The 12,829-nt window shown below is 60.3% G+C and carries 13 protein-coding genes; 4 read left to right on the forward strand and 9 right to left on the reverse strand.

The window, feature by feature from the left end; translation table 11 throughout:
• Nucleotides 1–126: 126 nt before the first annotated feature.
• The 3 genes from minE to minC are packed head-to-tail and all read right to left on the reverse strand — an operon-like array spanning nucleotide 127 to nucleotide 1,949.
• Nucleotides 127–393: a cell division topological specificity factor MinE gene (gene minE / locus ACB032_RS05200; protein WP_011705991.1), complete on the reverse strand. Its 267-nt coding sequence runs from the start codon at nucleotides 391–393 to the stop codon at nucleotides 127–129.
• Between the two features lie 2 nt (nucleotides 394–395).
• Nucleotides 396–1,208 (reverse strand): septum site-determining protein MinD, encoded by an 813-nt coding sequence (gene minD / locus ACB032_RS05205; RefSeq protein WP_011705992.1) that lies wholly within the window; start codon nucleotides 1,206–1,208, stop codon nucleotides 396–398.
• A gap of 18 nt (nucleotides 1,209–1,226) precedes the next feature.
• Nucleotides 1,227–1,949, reverse strand: a complete 723-nt coding sequence (gene minC / locus ACB032_RS05210) for a septum site-determining protein MinC (RefSeq protein WP_371137496.1) — start codon at nucleotides 1,947–1,949, stop codon at nucleotides 1,227–1,229.
• Nucleotides 1,950–2,056: 107 nt separating this feature from the next.
• Here minC and ACB032_RS05215 point away from each other — a divergent pair, with 107 nt between their 5' ends.
• Nucleotides 2,057–2,338 (forward strand): YcgL domain-containing protein, encoded by a 282-nt coding sequence (locus tag ACB032_RS05215; protein WP_011705994.1) that lies wholly within the window; start codon nucleotides 2,057–2,059, stop codon nucleotides 2,336–2,338.
• Entirely contained in the window at nucleotides 2,335–3,294 is a 960-nt protein-coding gene (locus ACB032_RS05220) for a lytic transglycosylase domain-containing protein (RefSeq protein ID WP_371137497.1), read from the forward strand. The genes ACB032_RS05215 and ACB032_RS05220 overlap by 4 nt, the downstream gene beginning before the upstream one ends.
• Before the next feature lie 161 nt (nucleotides 3,295–3,455).
• On the opposite strand, the gene ACB032_RS05225 is transcribed toward ACB032_RS05220, so the two are convergent.
• The 3 genes from ACB032_RS05225 to ACB032_RS05235 form a co-directional block, all read right to left on the reverse strand.
• Nucleotides 3,456–4,826, reverse strand: a complete 1,371-nt coding sequence (locus ACB032_RS05225; RefSeq protein WP_011705996.1) for an L-serine ammonia-lyase — start codon at nucleotides 4,824–4,826, stop codon at nucleotides 3,456–3,458.
• A gap of 277 nt (nucleotides 4,827–5,103) precedes the next feature.
• The gene (locus ACB032_RS05230) at nucleotides 5,104–6,486 is read right to left on the reverse strand and encodes an L-serine ammonia-lyase (protein ID WP_371137498.1); all 1,383 of its coding nucleotides are present in this window, start codon (nucleotides 6,484–6,486) and stop codon (nucleotides 5,104–5,106) included.
• A 203-nt stretch (nucleotides 6,487–6,689) separates the two neighbouring features.
• Nucleotides 6,690–6,974 (reverse strand): pyrimidine/purine nucleoside phosphorylase, encoded by a 285-nt coding sequence (locus tag ACB032_RS05235; RefSeq protein WP_371137499.1) that lies wholly within the window; start codon nucleotides 6,972–6,974, stop codon nucleotides 6,690–6,692.
• 269 nt (nucleotides 6,975–7,243) lie between these two features.
• Between ACB032_RS05235 and ACB032_RS05240 the strand changes: the two genes are divergently transcribed.
• Complete coding sequence (locus ACB032_RS05240; protein WP_371137500.1) at nucleotides 7,244–8,482, forward strand: dicarboxylate/amino acid:cation symporter; 1,239 nt, start codon at nucleotides 7,244–7,246, stop codon at nucleotides 8,480–8,482.
• Nucleotides 8,483–8,542: 60 nt separating this feature from the next.
• On the opposite strand, the gene ACB032_RS05245 is transcribed toward ACB032_RS05240, so the two are convergent.
• A complete protein-coding gene (locus tag ACB032_RS05245; protein ID WP_016350830.1) occupies nucleotides 8,543–8,938 on the reverse strand; it encodes a MerR family DNA-binding transcriptional regulator in 396 nt (131 codons plus the stop codon).
• A gap of 121 nt (nucleotides 8,939–9,059) precedes the next feature.
• Here ACB032_RS05245 and ACB032_RS05250 point away from each other — a divergent pair, with 121 nt between their 5' ends.
• Nucleotides 9,060–10,223, forward strand: a complete 1,164-nt coding sequence (locus ACB032_RS05250; RefSeq protein ID WP_371137501.1) for an acetyl-CoA C-acyltransferase — start codon at nucleotides 9,060–9,062, stop codon at nucleotides 10,221–10,223.
• On the opposite strand, the gene ACB032_RS05255 is transcribed toward ACB032_RS05250, so the two are convergent.
• Nucleotides 10,220–11,443 carry an EAL and HDOD domain-containing protein gene (locus ACB032_RS05255; protein ID WP_371137502.1) on the reverse strand — a complete coding sequence of 408 codons (1,224 nt, stop codon included), beginning with the start codon at nucleotides 11,441–11,443 and terminating at the stop codon, nucleotides 10,220–10,222. The genes ACB032_RS05250 and ACB032_RS05255 overlap by 4 nt on opposite strands.
• Nucleotides 11,444–11,572: 129 nt before the next feature.
• Complete coding sequence (locus ACB032_RS05260) at nucleotides 11,573–12,829, reverse strand: OmpP1/FadL family transporter (protein WP_371137503.1); 1,257 nt, start codon at nucleotides 12,827–12,829, stop codon at nucleotides 11,573–11,575.

The raw sequence follows: 12,829 nt of genomic DNA on the forward strand, positions 1-12,829 counted from the left end.
GCGGTATTTTAGCTGGCCCCTGCTTGCTTGGCGAGTACGGCTGGCGGCGCCGTGGCAATAAAAAACCGGATCCTGGCACAGGATCCGGTCTTCATTGGGGGAAGGGGTCACGCATAGGGCGTCAGCTCATCCCTTCTTGTCATCGGCGAAGGTGATGTTGAGCTCCAGCACGGACAACTCATCACTCTTCTTGTCCAGCTGGACCGTGATCTTGTCAGGGTCTATCTGCACATATTTACGGATCACGTCGAGGATATCCTGCTTGAGCTGGGGCAGGTAATCCGGCCCCCCTCTGGATGAACGCTCGTGAGCCACGATGATCTGCAACCGCTCTTTGGCCAGTTGTGCGGTGCTCTGTTTCTTGTTGGAACGAAAATAATCCAATAATGACATGCTTAACTCCCGAACAGTCGGCTAAAGAAGCCCTTCTTTTCTTCTTCCAGAAAACGAAAATCCTTGGTGTCGCCCAGCAGACGGGCAACGGCATCCTCATAGGCCTGACCGGCATCGGACTCCTTGTCCAGGATGACGGGCTCCCCCGAGTTGGAGGCACGCAGCACCGCCTGGGACTCCGGGATCACCCCGAGCAGTTTGATGGCCAGGATCTCCTGCACGTCCTGCACGCTCAGCATGTCGCCACGGTTGACGCGAGTAGGGCAGTAGCGGGTGAGCAGCAGGTGTTCCTTGATCGGGTCTTCGCCACGCTCGGCGCGGCGGGACTTGGAGGCCAGGATACCGAGGATGCGGTCCGAGTCGCGCACCGACGAGACTTCCGGGTTGGTGGTGACGATGGCCTCGTCGGCGAAGTAGAGCGCCATCAGGGCACCCGCTTCGATCCCCGCCGGGGAGTCGCAGACGATGTAGTCGAACTTCATCTCGGTCAGCTGATCCAGGATCTTCTCAACCCCTTCACGGGTGAGGGCGTCCTTGTCCCGGGTCTGGGAGGCGGGCAGGATGAACAGGTTTTCGCAGCGCTTGTCCTTGATGAGGGCCTGGTTAAGGTTGGCCTCGCCATTGATGACGTTGACGAAGTCATACACCACGCGCCGTTCGCAGCCCATGATGAGGTCCAGATTTCTCAGACCAATGTCAAAATCGATGACCACGGTCTTGTGGCCACGCTGAGCTAAACCGGTACTCAGGGCCGCGCTGGTTGTGGTCTTGCCAACGCCACCTTTACCCGATGTAACGACTATGATTCGCGCCATTCTCGCTTCCTTGTAACTCTATTTGATACGGTCTATACGGAGTTGTTCGTTATCCAGCCGGACATGAACCGGCTGCTGGATGAGGCCGGCCGGCAATGCATCGCTCAGCTGGAATGTGCCTGCGATGGAGAGCAGCTCGGCCTGCAATTGCTGGCAATAGATCCGTGCCTGGGGGTTGCCCTTGGCACCGGCAATGGCCCTGCCGCGCAGAGTGCCATAAATATGAATACTGTCGTCGGCGATCACCTCGGCGCCCGGACTGACCGAACCCAGCACCACCAGCGAGGTGCCGGCGGCATAGAGCTGCTGGCCGGATCGCACCGGGCCCACATGTACCTTGCTCGCTATCAGCGGAGCCGGCACGGCTTTCACCTCGCCGATGGGGGCCGGGGCTGGTGCCGGTTCTGGCTGGGGTTGCGGCTCGGCCTTGCGGCTCTTGCCGGAGGCCATCACCGCCAGTCCGGCCGCCTTGGCGGCCGTCTTCATCGCCTCGCTCTGGGCCCCCGTGATCCCGACCAGCACGAAGTCTTCCGATTCCACCAGCTCCTTGAGCTGTTCGAAGTCGGGGATATCGGTGAGCCGTTCCACATTGATGACGAGGGGGGCACAATTAAAAAACTGGGGCGCCTGAGCCACTTTGGCCGCCAGCAACTGGCGGATCCGCTCAGGTTTGCCATCGCTGATATGCAACACAGAAATAGTGAAGGTGGTCCCTTTCAATTCGTTATCGCGCTCAACCATGAATCTTCCCCGAGACAGAGACGGTAATCCGTTATTGTTATTCAATTCCCGATGTTATAGTTTGCCATCCTCAGAGGCAATAAACCGGTTGGATTATATCAATTTCCATGTTGTGTGCAGTCTATAAAAGTCGCAAAAAAGCCGAGACCTATCTTTTTGTTGAAAGAAGAGAGGATTTTTCCCGCGTACCCGAGGTGCTGATGAGTGCATTCGGCCGTCCCGAACTGGTATTGATGACCAAACTGGACCCAGCCAAGCCCTTGGGGATCGCCTCCACCAGCCGGGTGATGGAGGCGCTGCAGAGCCAGGGCTTCTATCTGCAGGTGCCACCGCCACCGGAAAACCTGCTGGAACAACACAAGGCCCAATTAAAGGCCGAACGGGAATGAAGGGTCGGCTGGCTCTGTTATTGATAAGCGGGATCGTCAGTTACCCGCTGCAGGCCAGCCCCGATTTTGAACATTATGTGACGGGTCTCAAACAAGAGGCCCTGGCCGCCGGGATCTCGCCGGCGACGGTCACCATCGCCTTCGCCGATATTCACCTGATCGAGGTCGCCATTCGGCACGATAAAAATCAGCCGGAATTTAAACAGACCCTCGCCACTTATATTCCTCGCGCCGTGCCGCAATGGAAAGTCAATCAAGCCAAACGGCTATATCGTCAGTATTTGCCGCTGCTCACAACAATAGGGGCGGAATATGATGTGCAACCTCGTTTTATTGTCGCGCTATGGGGCATTGAAACCAATTTCGGCAAATTGACCGGCAAATATCCGCTGGTGTCGTCGCTGGCGACCCTGGCCTGGGAGGGGCGCCGTGAAGCCTTCTTCAAGGGGCAGTTGTTTGACGCCCTGCGCATTCTGGAGCAGCAGAAAATGGCGCCAGCCGATCTCAAGGGATCCTGGGCCGGCGCCATGGGGCAGGTGCAGTTCATGCCCTCGTCCTATCTCAAATATGCGGTCGATCAGGACGGGGACGGCAAGCAGGATCTGTGGGGCAATCTGGCGGATGTGTTTGGTTCGGCAGCCAATTATCTGCATCAGAACGGCTGGCACGGGGATGAAACCTGGGGTCGTCGGGTAAGGGCACCGGCAGGGCTGGATCCTGCGCTGGTCGGGCTGGAGGAGACCCGGGCGCTATCGGCATGGCAGGCCCTCGGAGTGCGCAAAGCGGATGGGGCAGACTTGCCGCGGGCGTCGCTGCAAGCCTCGCTGGTGCAGCCCGATGGGGAGGGTGGGGCTGCCTATCTCGCCTATCCCAATTATCGGGTGCTGCGCGACTGGAATCGCTCCCACTATTTCGTGGTGGCGGTGGGCACCCTGGCCGATCGTATCGTGGAATAATCGATCTCAGTAGCGCCGAATTTGCCGCGGTGGGCAAGCAGCCAGCGTGGGAATAACGATCGGATGCGGCGAACTCGCCGGGCGAGACGGGGCGCAATATCCAAACGGCAGACAATAAAAACGGCGGGAATTCCCGCCGTTTTTATTGTTGTCATGCCTACTTATTCGCAGGCGACTTGCATCACCTTGATGGCCAGGCCACCGCGGGAGGTTTCACGGTACTTGGAGTCCATGTCCTTGCCGGTGATGTACATGGTCTCGATCACCTTGTCCAGCGAGACACGCGGCTTGGAGGTGCGACGCAGCGCCATGCGGGAGGCGTTGACCGCCTTCATGGCAGCGATGGCGTTGCGCTCGATGCAGGGCACCTGCACCTGACCGGCGACCGGGTCACAGGTCAGACCCAGGTTGTGTTCCATGCCGATCTCGGCGGCTTCACAGACGTGCTCGGGGCTACCGCCCATCAACTCGGTCAGACCGGCGGCGGCCATGGAGCAGGAGACGCCCACTTCACCCTGACAGCCCACTTCGGCGCCGGAGATGGAGGCGTTCATCTTGTAGAGCATGCCGACGGCAGCCGCAGCCAGATAGAAGCGGGTGTAGTCGTCGCGGCCAACCGGCTGGATGAACTTGTCGTAGTAGGCGAGCACGGCCGGGATGATGCCGGCGGCACCGTTGGTCGGTGCGGTCACTACACGGCCACCGGCCGCGTTCTCTTCACTCACCGCCAGGGCGAACATGTTGACCCAGTCCACGATGTTCATCGGATCGTTGGAGAGGTTCTCGTTGGTGGTCAGCTGACGATAGAGCGGCGCGGCGCGGCGCGGTACGCGCAGCGGGCCGGCAAGAACGCCTTCGGTGCGGCAGCCACGCTCGATCCCTTCACGCATGGTGGTCCAGATCTTGCCAAGCTTCTTGTAGATCTCTTCCGGGGTATTGAAGCACTTCTCGTTCTCCATCATCAGGGCGGAGATGGAGAGGCCGGTCTGGCTGCAGTGGGCGATAAGCTCGGCCGCGCTCTTGAACGGGTAGCTGACGGACATGTCGCCGCTGTCGGCCTTGCCGAAGTTTTCTTCGTCAACGATGAAGCCACCGCCGATGGAGTAGTAGGTCTTGCTGTAGACGGCAGCATCTTCGATGAAGGCGGTCAGCTTCATGCCGTTTTCATGCAGCGGCAGGGCTTCGTCATGGAACACCATGGCATCGCGCGGGAAGCTGACGGTATGGCAGTGCAGGCCGATGGGCAGACGACCGGTCTGCTCGACGCGGGAGATGAACTCGGGGATGCCGTCGATGTCGACATTTTCCGGCAGGTTGCCCGCCAGACCCATGATGATAGCGGTATCGGTGTGGTGACCTTTGCCGGTCCAGGAGAGTGAGCCGTAGACATCGACCTGGATCCGGGTGATGTCACGGATCTTGCCGCCTGCACGCAGTTCATCCACGAACTGTTTGGCTGCTTTCATCGGGCCGACAGTGTGGGAAGAGGAGGGGCCAACACCGATTTTGAAGATATCAAAAACGCTGATCATGTAACAATTACCTCAGGATAGAAGGGGGCGCCATGCCCACTCGCAGAAACGGGGTGATCCATGGGACGAGGGCGTCGTCGCCGAGGTCAATGAACCAGATAACCACAGTGTAACGGTTCAAAGCCCAAAAAAAGTTGAAATAGATCTATTTTTGTTGAATCAGAGCGGGCGAGTATAAAATTTATTTTGATGCTTATCCATTTTGTTAAGCGTTTGCCCATAAAAATACCCGACAATGCCGGGTATTTAGGAATCAAATGGAGCAAGTTACCGATTTTTAACACTCGGTAATGTTAACTGCCAGGCCGCCGCGGGCTGTTTCCTTGTATTTGGTCTTCATGTCGTTGCCGGTTTCCCACATGGTCTTGATCACCTTGTCCAGCGATACCTTGTGCTCGCCGGTACCGCGCAGGGCCAGGCGCGCGGCGTTGATCGCCTTGACCGCGCCCATGGCGTTGCGCTCGATGCAGGGCACTTGCACCTGGCCACCCACAGGATCGCAGGTGAGCCCCAGGTTGTGTTCCATGCCTATTTCGGCGGCGTTTTCGACAATCGCCGGGCTGCCGCCCAAGATCTCGGTCAGCGCCCCCGCCGCCATGGAGCAGGCCACCCCCACTTCCCCCTGACAGCCAACTTCCGCACCTGAGAGGGAGGCGTTCTTCTTGTAGAGGATGCCGATGGCGGCGGCGGCGAGGAAGTAGCTCAGCAGCAGCTCGTCATCCACCTTGCGCACGAAGCGATCGTAATAGTGCAGCACGGCGGGAATGATGCCGGCGGCGCCGTTGGTGGGGGCGGTCACCACCCGGCCGCCGGCGGCGTTCTCCTCGTTGACGGCCAGTGCAAACAGATCCACCCACTCCATCACCATCAGCGGATCCTTGTTGAAATTGGTCTCGCAGCTGAGCTGGCGATAGAGCGCCGGGGCCCGCCGTTTCACCTTGAGGCCGCCGGGCAGCACCCCTTCGCTGCGACAGCCACGCTCGACACAGCCCTGCATGGCGTGCCAGATCTTGCGCAGGCCCGCCTTGATCTCGGCTTCGGTGCGAAACACCTTCTCGTTGGCCAGCATCACGCCGGAGATGGAGAGGCCGCTCTCCTGGCAGTGGGCCAGCAACTGGGCGCCGCTCTCGAACGGGTAGGGAATGGGGTGGGCCGCATCGAAGCGGGCGGCCTCCTCCTTGGCGTTGGCGAAGTGGCTCTCCTCGATGATGAAACCGCCGCCGATGGAGTAGTAGGTCTGGCTAAACAGCAGCTGTTCCCCGGCAAAGGCGCGCAGGGTCATGCCGTTGGAGTGGGCGGGCAGGGTCTTGCGCCGGTTGAAGATGATGGCGCCGCTGCGGGCAAACTGGCTCGGCTGTTCACCTGCCAGCAGCAGCGACTGGCTGCGCTCCACCTCGGTCAAAAAGGCGGGGATGGCTTCGATGTCCACCGACTCGGGTTCGAAACCGGCCAGTCCCAGGATGATGGCCTTGCCGGTGCCATGGCCCTTGCCGGTCTGACCGAGCGAGCCGTAGCACTCCACTTCTACCCGTTCGGTACTGGGCAGCACTCCCTGCTGCTTGAGCGCGGTGACAAAGGCATAGGAGGCGCGCATCGGCCCCACGGTATGAGAAGAAGAGGGACCGATCCCGATGGAAAACAGGTCGAAGACACTGATCATGACACCACTCCGATTATGGGTTTCGTCTAAATATTGTAAATTTTTTGTAGTCGATGGAAAGCGGGAAAACCGAGGGGTGTGATGGCGGCACGCAAATGAAAGCAAGGATGGGCAGCAAAGAGGAGGGCAGTTTGTGCCAAAAAAAGAAGGAGCGGCCCGGGGGCTGCTCCTTTGTGCGTGTTCAGGCAAGGGTTGCTGGCGGTTTAATCGAGAAACTCGCACAGATAGGCGGTAGGGGTTTTCACTTCCAGCTTGAAGGAGGAGTGGCCGGCCACGTCGAAGGATTGACCCTGCTCATAGGTATGCCATTCATCTTCGTCGGCCAGCTGGATGGTGAGCGCACCCTTGACCACCGTCATCCGCTCGGGGGCGGCGGTATTGAACTGGTAGTGACCGGCTTCCATCACACCCACGGTGGCTTTGTCGCCTTTTTGATCGAAACCGATGGATTTTACATTTCCATCAAAATACTCGTTAACTTTCAGCATGTTTTCATCCCTGTATGCACGTTTGCCCAGCCAAAGTAGCACAATCTTTTGCCAGTTGTCATGAATAAAGCGGGAAAAATCGCCGTGAGCCTTTTGAATCTTTACTTTGTTGCAAACTTATCAATAACTCCCGTTAACGATTTGACGATTTAAAACAGCGAATAAATATGAGATAAAGCGCGCGCTCAGGGGAATGGACAGCTGTTCATCCCCTGTTTGGTTGATTGCACTGGGAAAGTGCGAATATTTGCTACTTAAAGGAACATTCTGTGTTAACAAAAGGACTCATTAAGAACGTTGGCTTCCAGGTAGTGGTCGCCATGGTGCTGGGGGCACTGGTAGGGGCGTTCATGGGTGAACAAGCCACCGTATTTGCGCCGCTCGGTACTCTCTTCATCCAGCTGATCAAGATGCTGGTGATCCCGCTGGTGGCGGTGGCCATCCTGTCGGGGGCGGCCAACCTCGGCGCCAGCCCGGCGGCAGGCAAGATTGGCGTCACCACGCTGGCCTTCTTCCTCGGTACCTCGGCGCTGGCGGTACTGCTGGCCCTGGTGATGGGGCAGATCTTCAAGCCCGGTGTCGGGGTCGAGTTCGGCTCCATGGCCTCCATGTTCTCCGGTGACTATGCCGACAAGGGCGCGCTGCCTGATGCGGTCGCCACCCTGCTCGGGATGATCCCGACCAACGTCTTCCAGTCGCTCAACGAAGCCAACATCCTGCAGATCCTGGTGTTCTGCATGTTCCTCGGCATCGCTCTGGCCAAGCAACCCCGCGAGCGGGCCAAACCCCTGGTGGACGGCCTCAACACCCTGGTGGATGCCTTCGTCTGGATGATCAACAAGGTGATGCTGATCGCGCCGCTCGGCGTGTTCGGCCTGATGGCCGATGCCATCGGCACCTACGGTTTCGACGTGCTGACCCTGGTGCTCAAGCTGTTCGTGGTCTATCTGGCCGCCATCCTGATCTTCGCCTTCGTGGTCTATCCGCTGCTGATCGTGCTCTTCTCCAACACGCCGGTACGCAAATACCTGTCTGCCATGAAGAAGCCGCAGATCGTCGCCTTCTCCACCGCCTCTTCCATGGCGACCCTGCCGGTCAACATGGAGACCTGCGAGGAGGAGTTGAAGGTGACCAATGCCACGGCCTCTTTCGTGCTGCCGCTGGGCGCCACCATCAACATGAGCGGCAACGCCATCTATTACGGTCTGGTTGCCATCTTCTTCGCCCAGGTCTACCAGATCGATCTCTCCATGGGTGCCTGGGCCGCCATCATAGTGACCGCCACCCTGGGAGCCATCGGTCAGGCCGGCGTGCCGGGCCCGAGCTTCCTGGTGGTCGCCGTGCTGCTGGCCGCCGGGATCCCCATCGAAGGGCTGCCGCTGTTGTTTGCGCTGGATCGTCTGTTCGACATGATCCGTACCGCCCTCAACATCACTGGCGATGCGGCCTGCGCCGTCATCGTCGACCGCTACAGCCCGGATTACGATCCGAACCGCTGGAACAAATAATCCAGCTGCAATGAACAAGGGGCCCGCGGGCCCCTTTATTTATGCTTGTTGCTGTGAGCGTCAGCCGAGCTGAGCGAGTGCCTGCTGGCAGCGCTGCTCGGCGGCGTCCAGCTCCAGCAGCACCATCTTGATGTCTTCCAGCTGCTGCTGCAGGGTCTCCCGCTTGTCGGCTACCAGCCCCAGCATGGTCTGCAGCTGGGTACGGCTGCTCTTGTCCGCATCGTAGAGATCGAACAGATCGCGGATATCCGCCAGGCTGAAGCCCAGTCGCTTGCCGCGCAGGGTCAGCTTGAGCCGCACTCTGTCCTGCCGACTGTAGATCCGGGTCTGTCCCTGACGGGCAGGATTCAAAAGTCCCTGATCTTCATAAAAACGAATACTTCGGGTCGTAACATCAAATTCACGGGCCAGTTCGCTGATGCTGTAGGTCCGCGTGTCATCCTTGGTTCGGTTCATGGCGCTATCTTGGCTGTCAATCCTGGCTGGCACCTTACCCAAACGTCAACTGCCCCGCAAGTCTTGTTCCCGCAGCGGCGGCAGCATATGTTATTCCAATGTAACAAGGAGAGTGCAATTGATGGATATCATGATTGTTGCGGCCAAACGTACCCCCATGGGGGCCTTCCAGGGAGCCCTGGCCAACCTGACGGCTCCCGAGCTAGGCGCCTGTGCCATTGCTGCGGCCATGGCAGAGGTCGGGCTCAGGGGAGAGCAGATCGATGAAGCCTATCTGGGCAACGTGCTGAGTGCCGGGGTCGGCCAGGCACCCGCCCGTCAGGCGGTGCTGAAGGCGGGCCTGCCGGACAGCATCCCCTGCACCACGGTCAACAAGGTGTGCGGCTCCGGCATGAAGGCGGTGATGCTGGCAGCCGATGGGCTGCGGCTCGGCGATACCAAGGTAGTGATCGCCGGCGGGATGGAGAGCATGAGCCGCGCCCCCTATCTGCTCGACAAGGCGCGCAGCGGTTTTCGGATGGGGCACCAGAGCGTGCTCGATCACATGTTCCTCGACGGGCTGCAGGATGCCTACGAAGGGCAGCTGATGGGTCATTATGCCCAGCTGAGCGCCGATCGCGCCGGGTTGACCCGTGCCGACATGGATGCCTTTGCCATCGCATCGCTGGAGCGGGCGCTGGCGGCCCAGCGCAGCGGTGCCTTTGCGGCGGAGCTGGCACCGGTGATGGTAGGAGATACCCTGCTGCTGGCCGAGGATGAGCAGCCTGCCAAGGCCAGGCCCGAGAAGATCCCCCAGCTCAAGCCGGCCTTCAGCAAGACGGGTACCATCACGGCGGCCAATGCCAGCTCCATCTCGGACGGGGCGGCTGCGCTGATCCTGATGCGGGGCGACACTGCCGCGCAGCTGGGGCTGCCGGTGCTGGCGCGACTGGTGGGTTATCAGAGCCACGCGGCCCTGCCGGCCGAGTTTACCAGCGCACCGATAGGGGCCATCAAGGGGCTGCTGGCCAAGGTGGGTTGGCGGGTGGAGGAGGTGGACTTGTTCGAGGTCAACGAGGCGTTTGCCATGGTCAGCCTGCTGGCGATGGCTGGTTGCCAGCTGCCCCATGACAAGGTCAACGTGAATGGCGGCGCCTGCGCGCTCGGTCATCCGCTGGGGGCGAGTGGCGCCAGGATCCTGGTGACCCTGATCCATGCTCTGCGCGAGCGCGGTCTCAAACGCGGGGTGGCCAGTCTGTGTATCGGGGGCGGGGAGGCGACGGCGGTCGCCATCGAGCTGGGTTAATCTGTCTCCGCCATCGCCTGGAGTTGCTGGTTGACCCAGGCGGTGGCGGTCAGATAGAGCTGACTGACCTTCTCTTCATTGAGCCCGAGCCGGGCCGTTCTGGCCGTGATCCGCTGCCAGTTCGCACTCTCGTAATCCTCGCAAAACGACAGGTAGAATCCCAGGTTGCCCTTGCGTTCCAGCAGGGCGACCCGGATCTCCTCGATCAGCGGAATGGTGCCGAGCAGCTTGTCCATGGGCTGTTCCATCAACACATCGAGCAGGGAGAAGAGGCCGGTGATGAAGGCCTGCTGGGCTTCCTGAGTTGGTGCATGGGTGTGGGCCAGCAGTTCGCAGAAGCGGGCCCGGATCATCGACATCTGATAGAGCTCGGCACTCTTGCCGTAACCGGCGCTGGTGGCGGCGACCAGGGTCACGAAGCGTTTGAGCTGGGTGTGGCCGAGATAGACGGCGGCCTGGCGAAAGGAGGAGATGGGGTTGGCGTGGCTCTTGAGGTGGTTGACGTAACGCAGCAGCTTGAGGGACAGGGAGATGTCCTGACTCAGCAGTTGCTCGATGCGGTTGAGGTCGGGCTCAGGCTGGTTGACCACGTTGAGCAGTTGCATCACCACCACCTGGGCCGGCTCCATGGTTGCCTGTTTGACCATCTCGGGTCGACTGAAGAAGAAGCCCTGGAACAGGTCGATACCAAGGCGCTTGACCCGCTCAAACTCCGCCTTGTCCTCCACTTTCTCCGCCAGATAGGTGAGCTTGAGCTGCTGGTGCTGCTGAATGAACACCTTGATCTGCAGCAGCGACGTGGCGCGCAGATCGAACTTGATGATGTGGATGTAGGGGAGGAAGCGCTCCCAGTCCGGCGACAGGGTGAAGTCGTCGAGGGCGAGCTGATAGCCCAGCCCGTGTAGCTGTTTCACCTTGGCCAGCAGCGCATCGTCGGGATCGGCATCTTCCAGGATCTCGATCACCACCTTCTCCGGCGGCAGACACTCGGCCAGCCCTTCCAGCAGCAGCGAATGAGGGAAGTTGATGAAGCAGGGGCGACCGCCGAGCAGTTGATCGATGTTCTGTTGCAGGAACTGTTCGACCACCAGTCTGGCGGTGGCTTGCTGGGAGGAGATGGGGGGGAACACGTTATCCAGACTGTCGCGAAACAGCAGCTCATAGGCGTGGGTGTTCAACTCCCGATCCAGGATGGGCTGCCTTGCTACGTATGAATACATGCATCTCTCCAGCGTGTGTACTGGATTGATTTTATTGTGAAGCCGCGCACTATGCCAGCGCTTGGAGGCCAGAAACGGTCAATAACTGGCATAGTGCTTGAGTGGGCGGGCAGGGGATGCCCGCCCGCTTCAGAACAGGTAATTGAGCTGCAGGCCGGCCAGCCAGGCATCCCCTTCCGAGGTGCCCTGGAAGGTGGAGGTGGTCTGCGGGATGCCGGGTTTGAGCTGCATGGTCTCGCTCACGTCCACCTTCTTGCCATCGATGAGCGTCACCCCCAGATCCAGCGAGAGGTTGCGATAGATCTGATAACCCACCCCGGCGCTGTACCAGACCCGATCCGAGTCGGGGATGGAGATGGTGCGGCGATCCGCCGGGACCGGGCTGCGGTCGTAGGCAAGACCGGAGCGCAGCTGCCATTGCGGCGCCAGCTGGTAGGTCAGGCCCAGCGCGTAGCGCCAGCTGTCTTCCCAGTGCTCGTCCTTGATATGCATGACACCGTGATGGTCGAGCTCGGACTCCAGCTGCACGAACTTGCTCCAGTTGGTCCAGTTGATGCTCGAATGCAGCGCCAGTGCCGGCGTCAGCTGATGGAACAGGGCCAGCTCGGCGGTGGCGGGCAGCGGCAGATCCAGGCTGCCGGTATCGGTGAAGGGCTGCCCGTTCTGGTCGATGCCGATGGCGTCGCCGGAGAGTTTCAGGGTGACGTCATGGCGGTAGGAGAGGCCGATGCGGGTCGCCTCCGACAGTTCCAGCAGGGTGCCCAGGTTCCAGCCCATGGCCCAGCCATCTCCTTTCAGGTGCTTGGCGATCTGGTTGTTGGACGGGAAGGTGCCACCCACTTCCCCTTCGCCCTGAATGGCGGAGAGGCCGGCGCCGACGGACCAGACGCGGTTGACGCGGTAGGCCAGCGATGCACCCAGATCCACGGTCTTGATGTCGGAGACATTGCCGAAGTGACCGGCATTGTAGTTGTCCGGCATCTTGACGCCGAGCCCGTAATAGGAGGTGGCAGCCAGCCCCAGGCGCCACTGGTCGTTGAGCGGTACTATGAGGTAGGCGTTGGGTACCCAGGCATCATCGGCGATGTCGTGGGCCGCCGCATCCAGGCTGACCGGCCCCTTGGGGGTCGGCACCCGGGTGGTGCCCTCAATGTTGACGTCGGGGCGAACATAGATGAAGCCACCGGAGAAGGCCATGGTATCGAAACGGGTCATGGCGGCGGCGTTGCGGGAGAGCACGCTGGCATTGTCGGCGATGGCGGCTTCGCCGGCGAAGGCGCGGCCCATGCCGGTGGCGGATTGTTCGGCCAGCTGAAAACCTGCCGCCTGGGCCTGGCTCGACAGCACCAGCAGGGCGATGAGAGACGGCTTCATGATGGAGTGCAT

This window comes from Aeromonas sp. S5(2024) (assembly GCF_041403025.1).
Lineage (GTDB): Bacteria > Pseudomonadota > Gammaproteobacteria > Enterobacterales > Aeromonadaceae > Aeromonas > Aeromonas hydrophila.